This is a genomic window from Rapidithrix thailandica, from assembly GCF_039710355.1.
Lineage (GTDB): Bacteria > Bacteroidota > Bacteroidia > Cytophagales > Flammeovirgaceae > Rapidithrix > Rapidithrix thailandica.
Window position 1 is genome coordinate 293413 of the sequence record NZ_JBDKWZ010000005.1, and the last position, 16105, is coordinate 309517.

Below are 16105 nucleotides of genomic sequence, written 5' to 3' on the forward strand. Positions count from 1 at the left end.
GAGTTTTGCTGTTAAGCTTCTATTCCGATAAATATTCCGTTTGTCTCTACCTTGATGGGGTAGGTCTCAGCTTCTTTGGTACGTAAATGACATTCCTGGCCATCGGTCAATTGAAAGCGATAGTGATGCCAAGGACAAACTACTTCGTTGAGTTTATTGACAGAACCTTCACTCAGAGAAGCCCCCATATGTGGGCAAATGTTTTGAATGGCATATAGGTTTTTTCCGTTTCGTACCAAACAAATCTTCTTTTCCCCGGCTATGACTAATTGCAGGGATTGATCGGGCATCTCTCGGAAGGCCTCTTCTTCCGAAACAAAAAGTTTATACCATTTCATTCAATGAATATCGGGTTTGTTTACAATTTGTTCGGCTGGATTTTTTTCTCATACGTTGGATTATGTAACTTTCATTCTGAATTGTTCGGGAAACAGATCAGGTGAGGTTCAGGACGGACAATAGTATGCCAATCCTGCTTCCAAACCGCTTTTATTCCAAATGTAAGAGAAAATTTTTGTGATCAGAGTTCTATTAATACTTATTAATTTTTTTTACTACGCAAATGAACTGGCCCCATTCCAAGTCTTTTTTTGAAAATGCATTGACAAATGTCTGTCAAAACAAGCCACAAATCCGCACAGTAAAGAGTTTAGGAGGGGGCTGTATCAATCAGGCGGTCCGGCTCAGTACGGATGCAGGAGAATATTTTTTGAAGTATAATCCGGAGAAGGCCCTTCACTTTTTTGAAGTAGAAGCTAAAGGATTACAACTTTTAGCAAATACCCAAACCGTAAAAGTTCCCCAAGTGATCGGTTATGGTAAAACAGAAGATAAGGCATATCTGGTTTTGGAGTTTTTGGAGTCACGCTATCCGGAAGCATTTTACTGGGAAAATTTCGGACGGCAACTGGCCCGGTTACACCAACATTCGGAGCAGGCTTTCGGGTTGAGTTATGCCAATTACATAGGGGCATTGCCGCAGGAAAACGATTGGAAATTCACCTGGGAGGAGTTTTTTTTTGAAAAGCGCTTGAACATACAGTTTGAGCTGGCGCTGCAAAACGGCTTGATCGATTACAGTTACCTGAAAAAACTGGAAAAACTGAGGTCCCGGTTAGTTGACTTTTTCCCTGTGGAAAAACCTTCGTTGTTACATGGAGATTTATGGAGTGGCAATGCCATGATTGGTCCCGGCGGACAGGCATGTGTAGTGGATCCGGCGGTGTATTTCGGGCACCGGGAGATAGAATTGGCATTTACCCGTTTGTTTGGGGGCTTTGAACCGGAGTTTTATGAAGCCTATCAGGAAGTATTTCCATTGCAACAAGGATTTGAGGAACGGGTTGATATTTATAATATCTACCCTTTAATGGTTCATGTCAATTTGTTTGGGAAAAGTTACCTGAGAGGAATTGATACAGTTTTGCAAAGAATGCTTTAGTTTTATTGAAAATCAAGATTAACCATTTTACAAACAACACACAAAAAAAAGAATGAAAAAAATTTTGGTAATTGGAGCAGGAAGATCATCACACACTTTAATCAAATACTTGCTGGAACATGCACAGGAAGAAGATTGGCATGTGACCGTAGGCGATATGGACTTGGCTTTGGCGCAGGAAAAAGTGAAAGGACATTCGCGGGGCGAAGCGGTGCATTTTGACGTGACGGACCCGAAATCGCGGGAACGTGAAATCCAAAAAGTGGATTTGGTTGTGTCAATGTTGCCTGCCCGTTTTCATCATATCCCGGCCAAAACCTGTTTGCAATACAGTATACCCATGGTAACGGCTTCTTATGTTTCTCCGGAAATCAAGGAGATGGACGAAGAAGCTAAAAACAAGGGGATCATCCTACTGAACGAAATGGGACTGGATCCGGGTTTGGATCACCTCTCGGCAATGTATATGATCGACCGGGTGAAAAATGCCGGAGGAACCATAAAATGTTTTGAATCCTTTACCGGAGGACTTCTGGCGCCTGTGTCTGAAAAAGGAAACCCTTGGAAATATAAGTTCACCTGGAATCCTCGCAACGTAGTCCTTGCCGGACAAGGGGCAGTAAAGTTTATTCAAGAGGGACGTTACAAATACATTCCTTACCACCGCTTGTTCAGGCGTTCGGAAGTAATTGAAGTGGAAGGGTACGGACGTTTCGAAGGATATGCCAACCGCGATTCCTTGAAATACCTGGATGTGTATGGCCTGCGCGGAATTCCGACCATTTACCGGGGTACGCTCCGGAGACCGGGTTTCTCCCGTGCTTGGAATATTTTTGTGCAGTTAGGAGCTACAGACGACAGTTACATGATGGAAGGTGTAGAACAAATGACCCACCGACAGTTTATCAATTCTTTTCTCTCTTACAACCCGCATGATTCCGTAGAACTCAAATTGATGCATTATATGCATTTGGATCAGGACTCGGATGTTATGGAGAAGCTGGAGTGGTTAGGTATGTTTGAGGATACGCCTATCGGTCTGAAAGAAGGAACCCCTGCCCAAGTACTACAACATATCTTAGAGAAAAAATGGGCCTTGACCGAAGAAGACAAGGACATGATTGTTATGTGGCATAAATTAATTTATGAATTGGATGGCAAAGAAACGTTTTTGACTTCCTCTTTAGTAGTTGAGGGAGATGACCATCAAAATACCGCGATGGCCAAAACCGTAGGTTTACCACTGGCCATTGCTACCAAACTGATCCTGAATGGAAAGTTAAAACTGAAAGGTGTGCAGTATCCTACCTCCCCCGAAATTTATCATCCGGTGTTGGAAGAGCTGAAAAAAGCAGGAATCAACTTTGTCGAGAAAGAACAGTAACGATTTGAGGAAGGTTGATGCAAAGGAGGAAAGAAGGGGGGATAGGGTTTCATAATCGTATGCCCCTTTCTTTTGAATTTGCCCAATGAAACCCTAAGCCCACAATTTTAAAAAGACAAAACTCCATGAATAAACAAGACAAATTTAATTTACTCGAAAATAACAACCGGGAAGCAGAGCTGGGAGGGGGTGAAAAGCGCATCGCTTCGCAGCATAAGAAGGGAAAACTGACGGCCCGGGAAAGGATTGGCTTACTGGTGGATGAGGGAACGTTTCAGGAAATCGGGAAATTCGTCCGGCACCGGAGTACTGAATTCGGCTTGGACAACGAACACTACCTGGGTGATGGTGTGGTAACGGGCTATGGCAAAGTCAATGGCCGTTTGGTGTATATTTTCTCCCAGGATTTCACTGTATTCGGAGGCTCTCTTTCCGAAACCCATGCCGAGAAAATTTGTAAAATCATGGACTTGGCTATGAAAAACGGAGCTCCGGTGATTGGTTTGAATGATTCGGGAGGAGCGCGGATTCAGGAAGGGGTCCGTTCACTGGGCGGATATGCGGATATCTTTTATCGCAATACCTTGGCCTCCGGAGTGGTCCCTCAGATTTCGGCAGTGATGGGGCCCTGTGCCGGAGGTGCGGTGTATTCTCCGGCCATTACGGACTTTACCCTGATGGTAGAGCATACCTCCTATATGTTTGTGACCGGACCGAATGTAGTGAAAACCGTTACGCATGAAGAAGTAACGGCGGAAGAATTGGGAGGGGCCAGCACACATAGCTCGAAAAGTGGGGTGACGCACTTTGCCTGTGCCAACGAAGTGACTTGTCTTCAACAAATCAAACAATTATTAAGTTATATCCCTCAAAACTGTGAGGAAGAGGCACCGGTGTACCCTTATGAAATCAAAAATGAAAAGCGCCCGGCACTGAACGAACTGATCCCGGAAAACCCCAACCAACCTTACGATATGCGGGAGGTAATAGAAGGAGTGGTGGATGAGCAATCGTTTATGGAAGTGCATGCCAACTTTGCTGAAAATATCGTAGTGGGCTTTGCCCGTCTGGCTGGAAGAAGCATTGGAATTGTCGGCAACCAACCTTCGGTACTGGCAGGAGTGTTGGACATTAAAGCCAGCAACAAAGCCGCGCGCTTCGTTCGCTTTTGCGATGCATTTAATGTGCCCTTGCTCGTATTTGAAGATGTTCCCGGCTTTTTACCAGGGACTGATCAGGAATGGAACGGGATCATCGCCAACGGGGCGAAGCTGTTGTATGCCTTCTGTGAAGCCACTGTACCCCGGGTGACGGTGATTACCCGGAAAGCCTATGGAGGGGCTTATGATGTGATGAATTCCAAGCATATCGGGGCGGATATGAACTATGCCTGGCCTTCTGCTGAAATTGCCGTGATGGGGGCCAAAGGTGCCGCAGAAATTATTTTCAAACGGGAAATAGCGGAGGCCAAAGACCCGGAGGCCAAATTACAGGAAAAAGTGGATGAATATACCGAAGCTTTTGCCAACCCGTACCGGGCAGCTTACCGGGGCTTTATCGATGAGGTCATTAAGCCGGAAGATACCCGGGAAAAATTGATGGCTGCTTTTGAAATGCTGGAAAATAAGGTGGATCAACTGCCCAAGAAAAAACATGGGAACATTCCTTTATAAAGAAGGAAATATAGGAAATAGGATCGACCGGAGGTAGTTGGGCGCTTCCTATTTCCTTCCTTCCAGAGAGCTTATTTTGTAAGTGAGTGATTAAATAAACGAATTGTGAAGTTGCCTATAAACCACACAGGTGTTACTACTTTACCACTCACTCATTCACTATTTCACTATTTCACTATTTCATAAATCAAGACATCCTTTGCAACTTGTATTCGTCTTATTGAACACTTGCCTCTTCTAACAGGCTACTGCCATTTTTTACCTTTAATCGTTTTCCGACACGGATTTTATCAGAAGGGTGTAGCAAGTCGTCTACATACCACCATTCGGCAGTTACTTCTTCCGGCTGGATATCCAAAATCACATAACCGTGATCGCTGAGATTGGCGTGTTTCATATGAGGGTTGTAGGCCGGATCCCGGTGCTTTTCCTCAATCACTTTTACCGTATCTCTGCTCATATAAAAATCGTAATTCGGAGCGGAAATACTCTGAACTACAAATTCCGCAGCTACGGCACCTTTTCCGGTTTTAGGATCATATGCTTGCGTATTCAAAGGGTCTTGGGTAACTTCCATCGCTAATGAACTGTGAAAGTCCCCGGTGACAAAAAGCACATTTTGTTGTTCGCCTAAGAAGTCGATCAGTTTGGTTTTTTCAAACGGATATCCATCCCACATATCCATGTATTTGGGGTTTTCCGGTTTTTGAAAAGCAACATTAACCCCTGCCAGAATCACTTGGTTGCCTACAATTTTCCATTGGGCCTCGGAGGCTGTCAGTGTATTGGTAAACCAGTTGTACTGCTCCTGTCCCAACATGGTACGGGTACTGTCCAGATAAGCAGGATCTTGCATGTTTTTTACTTGTTTGCTCCGTCCTTCGGCCCGGGTATCCAACAGAACGAGTTCCGCCAGATTTCCGAATTTTAACGTACGGTAAATTTTTTGATCTTTTCGTTCACGCATGGGCAACCACTCAAAATAGGCTTGACGGGCAGCATGAAAGCGCTCGTTCCAGTCACCTTCTTCCGGTTGGTGATTTTGAGCCCCTCCGTTGTAAGTATTGTTGGCGAGTTCGTGGTCGTCCCAAATGACGATAAAGGGATGTTTTTGATGAGCAGCCCGCAGATCCGGATCTACATGGTATTGAGCATAACGAGTGCGATAGTCCGCCAAGGTAATAATTTCTTTATCTGGAAGGTGGTTACGGTGCAATGTCGTATCGGCATATTTACCGGCTTTGTACTCGTAAATATAGTCGCCTAAATGAACCACGGCATTGAGGTCTTCCCGTTCGGCCAGCTTTTTATAAGCATTGAAATAACCCGTTTGATAATTGCTACAAGAAACGAATCCGAACTTTAGTTGTTCTTGGTCGCCTGTGGGTGCCGTACGGGTTTCTCCGGTAATCGAAGTTGCTTCCAAAGCCAGGAACCGGTAGTAATATTTAGTGCCGGGTTGCAACCCTTCTACATCGACTTTTACGGTATAATCGCGAGTAGAATCAGTAGTAAAGCTTCCTTTTTGAGTGATTTGTTCAAAAGTAGGGCTTTCACTGATTTGCCATTGTACTTCCACGGGTTGTGCTACATCAGGGGTAACACGCGTCCAGAGGATAACCCGGTCTGTTAGCGGATCACCGGAGGCGACCCCATGATAAAAGGGTTTTAAATTTTTATCAAAATACTCCGCCAAAGGATCGGAATAAGGGCTTGCACTTTCTTGAGAGGGTTGTGATGCCTGGCATGCGAATACCAAGCCCGCTAACCCTGCCAGAATGAAATTCAGTACAGGTTTCATACGAGTTTTGTAGTTTTGAAAAGGTTTATTTGCGCGAAAATAGATTCAATTTTTCAAACTCCTCACAGTTTCATATTTAAGAAATTAATAATTGTTTAAGTTGTTGATTTTTAATTTTTTATAAAATAACAATGTGTGCATTTTACTTTTGTGTCTTATTCTGTTAAAAGACATTTCAAGTATTGTTAAACGCCTTTTGCGAGCCTCAAAATAAGCCTCCCTCTAATTTTGCTCCGCATACAAAAACAAAATCTCTCAATGAAAAACTTACAACTACAAGTAGGACTATTTCTGTACTTTATGATGTTATCTGTGCTGGGGAACGGCCAGGTAACTTCTACCCGGAAAGTACAAGGTAAAGTAGTAGACCAAATTACCTCGGAGCCCTTACCCGGTACCAGTGTACAGTTGCTTGGTCTGAATCAAGGGACTATTACCGATGCGGATGGTTACTTCCTTTTTAACAATATAGTGACCGGACAAATTAAAATCCAGGTGCGCTATATGGGATACAAAACCAAAACGGTGGATTTTGACTTATTTCAGAACTCTTCGGAAATCGTCATTGAGTTGGAAGAAGATGTTTTGGGCTTGGAAGAAGTAGTGATTTCCGGCCAGGGAATTGATGTGGAAAAGCGCAGGCTTTCTACCAATGTTTCTTCCATGAGCTCCGAAGAGATCGAACGGGTACCTTCCCAACGGATCGACCAATTATTACAATCGGCCGTGCCGAATTTACAAATTAAAATGACCGGAGGACAACCGGGAAGCACCTCGTTGGCCCGGGCCCGGGGGATCGTTTCGGCCTTTGTAAACTCTACTCCGATTGTTTATGTGGATGGCGTACGTATTGATAACCTGAATACTGCACCCGAATTGGGCTTGGTCACTTCCGGAAGCCGGCACCAAGGGGCGGCCACCAGTGCACTGGCGGATATTCCGGTGGAAAATATTGAGAAAATTGAATTTATCAACGGTGGAGCTGCAACTACCTTATACGGTTCGGATGCAGCGAACGGTGTGATTCAGATTTTTACGAAGAAAGGTGGTGAAGGCAAGGCCAAAGTGACTTTCGAAACCCAATGGGGTGTGGAAAAAGCCAATACGGATTTTTACTATTTTGACCGTACGGATGAGTTGTTTTTCGAATCTGGTTTAATGCAAAAGCACCGTATGGGTATTAACGGGGGATCGGAAAATTTCGGCTATTCTCTTTCCGGAAGTATTTTTCATACGGACGGTACCCGTATTCATAAGCAAAATGAAAATACCCGTTACGATTTGCGTTCTTCGTTCAGAGCGGAATTGGGGAAAAAAGCTACCTATCATAGCTCTTTCGGGTATACTTCCAACCAATTCAACAGAGTTCGTAACGGAAATGCCGGAGGATATACCGGTTTGTGGTTTACCGAAGGTGGAGCGTCTTTATTCACCGGACCGGGATTTAATAACAAAATTGATGAATTGAGTCAGGAGGAATTTGATGTGATGAAAGCCTATGTGGACAAAGCCGAAGCACTTCAGAATTTTCAAACCAATGTCAACCGTTTTCAAACTTCACAAAGCATTATTTTAAAGCCCGTTAAAAACTTAACCATAAAAGCCTTGGCCGGGGTAGATTACCGGGTACAAAAGGAAACGGGTATCACCACCAATGAATATTTGAACCATACCCGGGCTGCCAAACCCGGTTCGGAAACGACTACCGAAGGATCGATCAGTAATTACGACCGGAAATTTTTGGGCTTGACTTTAGAATTGACCGGGCAGTACAATTTGCAAGTCGGTGACTTCTCTTTCCTGTCTACGGGTGGTGGGCAACTATTCCGCAACGAAGACCATCAGAGTGCTTATATCGGTACCAACCTGCGTGACGGAGCACAAACCATCAGTGGGGCGGCCAACCTGACCAGTGACGAGTATTATTCGGAGGTGGCTAACTACGGTCTGTATTTCCAGGAAAGTATAGGCTTTAAAGACCGTTACTTTTTTGAGTTTGGTTTGAGAGGCGATCGCAATTCGGCCTTTGGGGATAATATCGGGACTCAATTTTTCCCCAAAGTAGGTGCTTCGTATGTCTTGAGTGACGAAGCTTTTTTCGAAGGCTTAAAAGAAGCTGTTTCCTATGTGAAAGTAAGAGCCAACTACGGAGTGGCGGGTAACTTTCCCACACCCTTTGCGCACCAACGAACCATTGCATTTGCCGGTTTCCGCAATGAACAAGCTGCCACGTTCGGGCAAGCAGGTAATGCCGACCTTAAGCCGGAAAGAGTGAAAACTTTTGAAGTAGGGGCCGACTTGGCTTTTGTCCGTGACCGGATTTCCTTGGGGGTAAACTATTACCAGTCCAATACGGTAGACGCTTTGTTTGTTGTTCCTGCCGCACCTTCTACCGGGCAAAATGAGCAGTTGAGAAATATTGGTAAAATCGAAAACAAAGGTTGGGAAATTTCAACCCGGATTGCCGTGCTGCAGAACAAAGATTGGAAAGTCAATGTAAGAGCGGCTGTAAATACCTTGAAAAATAAAGTAACCGATGCCGGAGGAGCAGCCCCATTCAATATCAACGGTTTTAGCCCGCGAACCATCCAAACGGTAGTGGAAGAAGGGCAGCCGGTAGGATACTTGAGAGGAAACAAAGGTACCTTCTCCAGCGAAGGGGTGATGACCGGTACCGAAGCGCAGGCGAATTTGGGAACCACTTTACCGGACCTGTTTGGAAATTTGGGTGTGGACATTCAATTCAAACGTTTAAGTGTATTTGCCAATGCCGATTACCAAGCCGGAGCCTATGCCCATTCTTTTGACCGCCAGTTCCGCTTTAACTATCAAGTAAGCAATGAGGGAATTCCTCAAGCCGAAATTGACGCCAATGGCCGTAAAAACTGGTTGAATTTTACCGATCGTTTTGTGGAAAAAACAGACTTCCTGAAAGTAAGAATTATCGGAGCCAATTACACTTTCCCTAAAACTGTTTTAGGGAATTACTTTGAGCAAGTCAACTTGGGTGTTTCCGTAACCAACCCCTTTAATTTTACCAGCTCCAGCTTTGACCCTGAAGTGTCTCAATCCGGAGGTAGTCAAGGCCAAAACGGGGCCTCTACCGGAGGTATTGCCTATGGTGTGGTTTCCAGTCCACGACAATTCATCGCTACGTTAAAAGTATCTTTCTAAGCGTTTGTACCGGTTTTTACCTTTTGAATTTCATCTAACTATGAAAAAATATATTTATTCCATTGCACTGGCAGCCAGTTTAAGCGGTTGTTCGTTTTTGAATCCCACGGAAGTGACCAACCCGAATGTTACCGATGAGGTATTTGTCGACAATCCGAATGCTGCAGCTTCCTGGCTGAACGGTATGCGCAGACAGTTGGCCTTGACCCTTAACCAGACGGTAGTGTTAGGGGAGTTGACCTCAGACAACTATTATAACAATCGTACCCAGAGCAGTAAGGTCTTTGATATCCCCCAGATTATTTCGACGGACGTGGATGTGAATACCTTGCAAGCTACCGTGCAAAAGCTCCGGGAAATGGGCTACTTCGGCATTGAAACCGTTGCCCCCAAAGATGCCGCTACTACGGATGATATGTTGGCGGAAATGTATTTCTTAAGAGGTATCGCTTCTATGTTTTGCGGGGAGTATTTTGTAGGCTTGCCAGGCAGCGCCCTCAGCGAGATTATGCACCCGGAACAGCATCTGCATTTGGCCATCGCGGATTTTGAAAAAGCGATGAGTTTAAGCGATGATGTTTCCCAAAAAACGGCTTGCCTTTTGGCTATGGCTCGTAGCTATTATCATATGGGAGATAAAACCAATGCGGTAAAATATGCAGAGGATGTGTTGGTGGCCGACCCAATGTATATAAAAGAAATAGGCTATGATGGCGTAAACGGAGTGTCCAACAGTATGCAATTTTTCTTGTTTGACTCCTCCAATGATGAGTTTGCGCCTTTGCCCCGTTTGGATTTTCTGGATCCTAAATATTATAGTATTGGGAATCCGGATCAAGACCAGAAGCCGGTGGCTTTGCTAAAAGCGGAAGAGGCGTATTTTATCCTGGCCGAAGCAGCCTTGGCTGACAATCAATTGGAAAAAGCCAAAACCCAATTAAAAAACCTGTTACAAGAAGTCATTGCCCAACGCCCTACGGCTTCTATTGACGATTCCAAGGAAACCCGTAGCGGAGGTAACCGGACCGACTACCCGCTAACCGATGACTATTGGCTGAAAACCAATCCGGATGCTCCGGCTCGGACGGGCTTTATTTTGGATAGACAGAAGGGCAATGTCACCATTCCGGTGGTATCGGGAACGTCTGTGACAGCAGTGGAAATTGATGCGGCCACTACGGTAGATGAGTTGCTGGAAACCCTTTATTTGATGCGTCAGGAAGTGTTCCTTGCAGAAGGAAGGCGGGTCATTGACCTGGGAATTAAATATCCGGTTTCCGATATCGAGTACCGGAATAATTCCAATGTACAAGCAGAACATATCCGGGCACAGATTCCGGACTTTATCCCGGGAAATAGAGAACTGGATGATTTTACAAATGATGTTGAGAACAAACAGATCACTTTGACGATAGACATGAACAAAGTATTGGTCGAAAATAAAACCAACCCTGCTGTAGTGCCATTTTTTTAAACTGTTTATCGATGAAAAATTACTTGTTTTAAAAAAACTGAGAAGGCTGCATGACAGTCTTAAAACAGAACACCTGTGAAAGGAAAAAGCCCGGATACTGTCCGGGCTTTTTTTGTATGAGGGCAACCGGGAAGTGGAAATGCTGTGCCAACGGAATAGTAGATGAATAGTTGTTTGCCAGATTGCCTTATCTTTTCGGTGATCTTGTCGTATATGCAAAGTACACCAACAAATTCCTCTATGAGAACAAATATGTTTCTTTCTGTCCTCTTTGGGATGTTGATGACGGCATCCCTGACGGGTTGTATTTACATTGATGAAGCCGATGTAAACCCACAGCCCGGAGCGGCCATTCTGGAAATTTATGTGTATCGTTTAGGCAATGATGAACCTGTGTCCGGAAGACCCGTACAAGTGTACTGGACCAAAGAGGATGCCCGCAACCAGGTGAATGCGATTTCCTCCAGGACCTACACCCGTTCGGATGGCACTGCCACGATTTATAATCTCCCTTACGGACACCGTTTGTGGGTCCGGGTAGACCAAGTGTTGATCTTTGATACCGAAAGGACTTCCCGGTTGCACGAAGGAATTAACTATCTCAATATCGGCATATTTTAATGCCACTCGTAAACCCAATTAAAAAAGCTGCCTTAAGGTGGCTTTTTTCTTTCTCTCACTCAAGTTTTGGTATATGCTCCTTAGAGTGATTGCCAGTTTGGTGAATGAGTGAAATGCTGAGTAAAAGTTCTAAGGAGTAACAGTGTATGGTGCAATCCGTAGAACTTGATAATTTGTACCTGATTTCACACTCTCTCATTTACCATTTCGCTCATCAGCAACAATCTAAAAAGGAAATTTTGTTATTTTGAACTTATAAACCATAAAGAATGGCAAGTGATGAAAGAATATATCACCGATGAAGAGCTTGTTGGGCAATTACAAAAGAGCTTTGAGCCCAAGCTTTTTGCATTACTTTCGGAGCGTTATGAGAAAAAAATTGTCGCTCAGTGCCGGACTTATGTCAAAGATGAAGATACGGCTAAGGACCTGGCACAAGACGTGTTTGTGAAGTTGTTTTTGAAAATATCCATGTACAAAGGAGATGCGAAATTTTCTTCTTGGCTTTATACCATTACCAATAATACTTGCCTGGATTATTTGCGGAAAAACAGCAAGCATTTGCATACGGAAATTTCCAATGAATTGGCTGATAAACTAGAAGAGATTTCGGAATTTGATGAAGAAGTACCGGAAGAGGTTTCGATTGAAATATTACAGCAGTTACTGGAACAGATTCCCCCGCAAGATAAAATGATTTTAATGTTAAAATACAAAGAGCATCTTTCTTTGAAAGAAATTCAGGAAACCATGGGCATTGGCGAAAGTGCCGTGAAAATGCGCTTGAAACGCGCCCGTGAAAAAGTGACCAAACTGCATAAACAAGCAGGATGCTAAGGGGGGAATAAAATAATTAATGAATGATGTAACATAGCCTTTCTTTACAAAGTGAAAGTAGAAGCATTGAAATGATACCGTTAAGCTTGTTGGAAGCAGGTTGCCATGATTACATCATCCCTTCACTCCTTCACTCCTTCATTCCTTCATCCCTCAACCTTGGCTTATTAAAGCCACTTTTTGTATTTCATAAGCATTAGAATACTGACTCCCACTACCGCCATTGCGCTCATAGCGATTGGGTAACCCATCGGATGGTGAAGTTCCGGCATGTTTTCGAAGTTCATTCCATAAATTCCCGCAATGAAAGTCAGTGGGATGAATATGGTCGAGAAGATAGTGAGTACTTTCATTATGGAGTTGAGCCGGGCACTGATACCCGTATGGTAAATATTCAGAAAGTCAGAGAGCATTTCCCGGTACGAATCGATGGTTTCGGTCACATGGACGATAATGTCCAGTAAGTCTTTTAAAAAGGGGCGGGTTTTCTTGCTGATAAAATGCTCGTCTTGCCGGTTAAGACGCATGATCATGTCCCGGGCAGGGCGCATGGTTTTAGACGCAAAGTTCAACTCCCGTTTATGCATATTGATGGCGCTTAATACTTCCTGTCCGGAGTTTTTAAGGATTTTCAATTCGAGGTTTTCAATCTGCTCCCCGATATTTTCCACCAAGTATACATAATTGTCCACTACGGCATCCATCAGCCGGTATACCAGGTAGTCAGTGCCAAACTTGCGCAGTTGGCTGGAAGGGTTGTGAATCCTTTGCCGGATAGGAGCGAATACATCGCCTTTGCGCTCTTGGAACGTAATCAGGAAATTTTTGCCAAACACCATGCTGAGCTGTTCGGATACAACTTGATGCTTTTTGTTATCATAGTTCAACATTTTCATTGTGACAAACATATATCCCTCAAATTCTTCCAACTTGGCCCGTTGTCCGGTATTGAGAATGTCTTCTTGTATCAGTGGGTGAAGTTCATAAATAGTCCCGACTTCCTCAATTAACTGAGTATCGTGCAAGCCCACCACATTGATCCAGGTGAGTGTACTGGTGTTTTGCTTATAGGGTATGAGTTCTTCAGGGGTTTTGATTTGCACTTCATGAACGTAGTCTTTCGTATAATCAAACACATCGATCCTCGGTTTCCTTACCTTTTTATTTCCTATGAAAATCAAAGAACCAGGCGATTGCCCTTTGTTTGAGTCTCTTTTTTTATAAAATCTGGCCATAGTATTTCTGGATTCAAAAAAAACAGAGGCTGTCCGAAAAGTCAAAAGGACATAAAATGCCGCAAAGGTGCTAAGGCTATCAATTGGCTGATTTACAGCTTGTTATTTTTGTGAAAAAACTTAGCCTTAGCCTCTTAGTGGCTATAGATCGACTTTTCGGACAGCTTCCTTCTCACAAAAAGTAATATAGTAAAATTATTCAGATCTTAGAAAAGTAAAATGACCGGGCAAGTACGGAAGGTTGTTAGGCCTTTAAAAATAATTTCGGAACTTGTGGCAAACCACACCATTCGGCTATGGAGTTATAATGTTTGGCCACATCCTGAGCAATCCCGATGCCATCTCCAATGGTTTTAATCACTTGGCCGGTAGAGGACTCAGGATCTTGTACCTTTTCCAGCCACCGCCTGATTTTGTTCATAGGCCCTTGCGGAACATCTTCTTTTTGTTGAACCCCCTCCAGTTGTTGAATTTGTTCTTCCAATTGGGCCACTTCTTGCCGGGCTTCAACCAACTCAGGGCTGTATGGGGCATTGGATAATTCCCCCTGCAATTCTTCAAATGCTCCTTTCAGGCCGTTAATGCTCAAGGAGATATCGATCTCCACATGCGCGGATGCTTCCGAGTGAGAAGAAGACTCGGAAGTATTGGTATTGTATACATTCACTTGGATAGGAGCTTGTTGGGCAGGGGTTTCGGTTGCTTTGAGGGGAGAGGTGTTTTCTGTTTCATCCGGTAAGGGAGTACTCTCCGCAAATTCGTTGAGCAGGTCGAGTAAGCCATTGGCAATTTGCATATTTACCCGGTTGGCTTCGTCCAGGCTTATGGTGCCCAACCTTTCTTGCCGGTGGTTGCGTTGGAATTTGGCGCTAAGCCCCAAGACATCCTGATGAAGGTCGGAATGCTTGCTTAACTGCCCGGCCAGTTGTAAAGCTTGTTTCAACTTATTTTGGGCTACCAGTTCTTTGATTTGAGTAACGGACATTTTTTTTCGGTTATCGGTGAACAGTGATATAATGCTTTGTCTTTTGGTAAATGCAAGTGAAAAGCAGCAGATGCCTTTCCCAACCCTCCAGTCCTCCAATCCCTCAACCCTCCAATCCCTCAACCCTCCAATCCCTCAATCCTCCCAAACGTGGCTTCCTCATTTTAAATTTAAAGATAATTTGTTAGTATTGAGTAACTAATTCATTTTCAAAGAAAAATCAAGTATATTCTTGAAGGGCCTCTAGTTGAAATAGTACTCACCATGTCAGAAACTACAAATGATCAATACCATGCCCATGTAGACTGGGATTTTGTATTAGAGACGATCCGTAATGAAAAGTGCGTCTTACTTATTGGCAAGGAATTACCCCAGTTACAAAGCGGGGAATCGTTGGAAGATGCATTGATCGACCACCTGGATGTGGAGAACAATGAAAATGTGGTCAATTACTATCAGAATGATGAATTCTTTTTGTTTAAAAACCCCATTGCCAAAACCCGCACCTATTATAAAATCAAGGATTGTTTTCGGCAACCTTATTATGAAGATATTTACCATAAAATCGCCCAAATTCCCTTTCACTTGGTATTATCGGTTTCTCCGGATTTGTATCTGAAAAAGACCTTTGAAAAATACAAATTGCCCCATCACTTTGATTTCTACCATAAAAAACGAAACCCCAAAGAGGTGCCCGGTCCCAGTAAAAGTCAACCCCTGTTGTATAATTTGTTTGGCAGTGTGGAAGAAGAAGAGTCCTTGATACTGACCCACGATGATTTGTTTGACTTTTTGTTGGCCTTGTTTGGCAACCGCGATTTGCCTACGGACCTGCGCAATACACTGGAATCGGCCGACAATTTTATTTTTTTAGGGTTTAAGTTTGACAAGTGGTATGTACAGTTGCTTCTGCGCCTGTTAAAATTACACAATGAAAGTTATAGCTTTTCCCGCTACGCTTCTAACAAAGTGCTCAGTGCGGATACTATTAAGATTTGTTATGATCAATTTAAGATAGAATTTATTAATAATAACATTGTAGAATTTGTAGATACGCTGTATCAAAAATGCCAGGACAAACACTTGCTCAAAGAATTGGGCGATGCGGATTTGAGTGTATCAGCCAAAATTGAAAACTGTATAGAACAGGATGAAATTGATCAAGCTTTAGCACTCTTGAAGGAGTTCTTTGAACAAAAGGAAGAGGAGGAATTGGGAGACGACTCCCGTTTGCTTTCCAGCCGGCAAAGTCGCTTGCAACGAAAAGTAAACCAGGGTGTTATCGATGAAAATGATGCGGGAATTGAAGCCAATAAAATCAAGCAAGCCGTATTGGATTTGTGCAAAGAAGTAAAACTATTGGAATAGCTTGCCGATATGATGAAGCCTTAATGCCCCTGCCTCCCAAACGGCTGACCACATATTGATGCCTTCGTATGCATCCAACCATGGTACACCTTGAATAGTACTGATTGTTTTC

12 protein-coding genes are annotated in these 16105 nt (G+C 43.7%); 8 read left to right on the forward strand and 4 right to left on the reverse strand.

What is annotated here, in order from left to right:
* Positions 1 to 11: 11 nt before the first annotated feature.
* Complete coding sequence (locus tag AAG747_RS10765; protein WP_346821171.1) at positions 12 to 338, reverse strand: Rieske (2Fe-2S) protein; 327 nt, start codon at positions 336 to 338, stop codon at positions 12 to 14.
* 224 nt (positions 339 to 562) lie between these two features.
* Between AAG747_RS10765 and AAG747_RS10770 the strand changes: the two genes are divergently transcribed.
* The 3 genes from AAG747_RS10770 (at position 563) to AAG747_RS10780 (ending at position 4498) form a co-directional block, all read left to right on the forward strand.
* The gene (locus tag AAG747_RS10770; RefSeq protein ID WP_346821172.1) at positions 563 to 1441 is read left to right on the forward strand and encodes a fructosamine kinase family protein; all 879 of its coding nucleotides are present in this window, start codon (positions 563 to 565) and stop codon (positions 1439 to 1441) included.
* A gap of 52 nt (positions 1442 to 1493) precedes the next feature.
* Positions 1494 to 2825, forward strand: a complete 1332-nt coding sequence (locus AAG747_RS10775; protein WP_346821173.1) for a saccharopine dehydrogenase family protein — start codon at positions 1494 to 1496, stop codon at positions 2823 to 2825.
* A 125-nt stretch (positions 2826 to 2950) separates the two neighbouring features.
* Positions 2951 to 4498, forward strand: a complete 1548-nt coding sequence (locus AAG747_RS10780; RefSeq protein WP_346821174.1) for an acyl-CoA carboxylase subunit beta — start codon at positions 2951 to 2953, stop codon at positions 4496 to 4498.
* Positions 4499 to 4715: 217 nt separating this feature from the next.
* Here the strand turns inward: AAG747_RS10780 and AAG747_RS10785 are convergent, their stop codons facing one another.
* Positions 4716 to 6299, reverse strand: a complete 1584-nt coding sequence (locus AAG747_RS10785; RefSeq protein ID WP_346821175.1) for an alkaline phosphatase D family protein — start codon at positions 6297 to 6299, stop codon at positions 4716 to 4718.
* A gap of 258 nt (positions 6300 to 6557) precedes the next feature.
* Here AAG747_RS10785 and AAG747_RS10790 point away from each other — a divergent pair, with 258 nt between their 5' ends.
* The 4 genes from AAG747_RS10790 to AAG747_RS10805 all read left to right on the forward strand — a co-directional run bounded on the left by AAG747_RS10790 (position 6558) and on the right by AAG747_RS10805 (position 12405).
* Complete coding sequence (locus tag AAG747_RS10790; RefSeq protein WP_346821176.1) at positions 6558 to 9473, forward strand: TonB-dependent receptor domain-containing protein; 2916 nt, start codon at positions 6558 to 6560, stop codon at positions 9471 to 9473.
* Between the two features lie 40 nt (positions 9474 to 9513).
* Positions 9514 to 10947: a tetratricopeptide repeat protein gene (locus AAG747_RS10795; RefSeq protein WP_346821177.1), complete on the forward strand. Its 1434-nt coding sequence runs from the start codon at positions 9514 to 9516 to the stop codon at positions 10945 to 10947.
* Positions 10948 to 11187: 240 nt separating this feature from the next.
* The gene (locus tag AAG747_RS10800) at positions 11188 to 11568 is read left to right on the forward strand and encodes a hypothetical protein (protein ID WP_346821178.1); all 381 of its coding nucleotides are present in this window, start codon (positions 11188 to 11190) and stop codon (positions 11566 to 11568) included.
* A gap of 279 nt (positions 11569 to 11847) precedes the next feature.
* Entirely contained in the window at positions 11848 to 12405 is a 558-nt protein-coding gene (locus AAG747_RS10805; protein WP_346821179.1) for an RNA polymerase sigma factor, read from the forward strand.
* A 167-nt stretch (positions 12406 to 12572) separates the two neighbouring features.
* Here the strand turns inward: AAG747_RS10805 and corA are convergent, their stop codons facing one another.
* On the reverse strand, positions 12573 to 13640 hold the full coding sequence (gene corA, locus AAG747_RS10810) for a magnesium/cobalt transporter CorA (RefSeq protein WP_346821180.1): 1068 nt from the start codon (positions 13638 to 13640) through the stop codon (positions 12573 to 12575).
* Between the two features lie 244 nt (positions 13641 to 13884).
* Positions 13885 to 14625 carry a hypothetical protein gene (locus AAG747_RS10815; RefSeq protein WP_346821181.1) on the reverse strand — a complete coding sequence of 247 codons (741 nt, stop codon included), beginning with the start codon at positions 14623 to 14625 and terminating at the stop codon, positions 13885 to 13887.
* Positions 14626 to 14889: 264 nt separating this feature from the next.
* On the opposite strand from AAG747_RS10815, the gene AAG747_RS10820 reads away from it, so the two are divergent.
* Entirely contained in the window at positions 14890 to 15993 is a 1104-nt protein-coding gene (locus AAG747_RS10820) for an SIR2 family protein (RefSeq protein WP_346821182.1), read from the forward strand.
* The last annotated feature ends 112 nt before the right edge of the window (positions 15994 to 16105 follow it).

Excerpts from the sequence above, each read along its gene's own strand:
- AAG747_RS10780 (WP_346821174.1), top strand. The coding sequence starts at position 2,951 with ATGAATAAACAAGACAAATTTAATTTACTCGAAAATAACAACCGGGAA.
- AAG747_RS10765 (WP_346821171.1), bottom strand. The coding sequence starts at position 338 with ATGAAATGGTATAAACTTTTTGTTTCGGAAGAAGAGGCCTTCCGAGAG.
- AAG747_RS10805 (WP_346821179.1), top strand. The coding sequence starts at position 11,848 with ATGAAAGAATATATCACCGATGAAGAGCTTGTTGGGCAATTACAAAAG.
- AAG747_RS10815 (WP_346821181.1), bottom strand. The coding sequence starts at position 14,625 with ATGTCCGTTACTCAAATCAAAGAACTGGTAGCCCAAAATAAGTTGAAA.
- AAG747_RS10775 (WP_346821173.1), top strand. The coding sequence starts at position 1,494 with ATGAAAAAAATTTTGGTAATTGGAGCAGGAAGATCATCACACACTTTA.
- AAG747_RS10770 (WP_346821172.1), top strand. The coding sequence starts at position 563 with ATGAACTGGCCCCATTCCAAGTCTTTTTTTGAAAATGCATTGACAAAT.
- AAG747_RS10790 (WP_346821176.1), top strand. The coding sequence starts at position 6,558 with ATGAAAAACTTACAACTACAAGTAGGACTATTTCTGTACTTTATGATG.
- AAG747_RS10820 (WP_346821182.1), top strand. The coding sequence starts at position 14,890 with ATGTCAGAAACTACAAATGATCAATACCATGCCCATGTAGACTGGGAT.
- AAG747_RS10800 (WP_346821178.1), top strand. The coding sequence starts at position 11,188 with ATGAGAACAAATATGTTTCTTTCTGTCCTCTTTGGGATGTTGATGACG.
- corA (WP_346821180.1), bottom strand. The coding sequence starts at position 13,640 with ATGGCCAGATTTTATAAAAAAAGAGACTCAAACAAAGGGCAATCGCCT.
- AAG747_RS10795 (WP_346821177.1), top strand. The coding sequence starts at position 9,514 with ATGAAAAAATATATTTATTCCATTGCACTGGCAGCCAGTTTAAGCGGT.
- AAG747_RS10785 (WP_346821175.1), bottom strand. The coding sequence starts at position 6,299 with ATGAAACCTGTACTGAATTTCATTCTGGCAGGGTTAGCGGGCTTGGTA.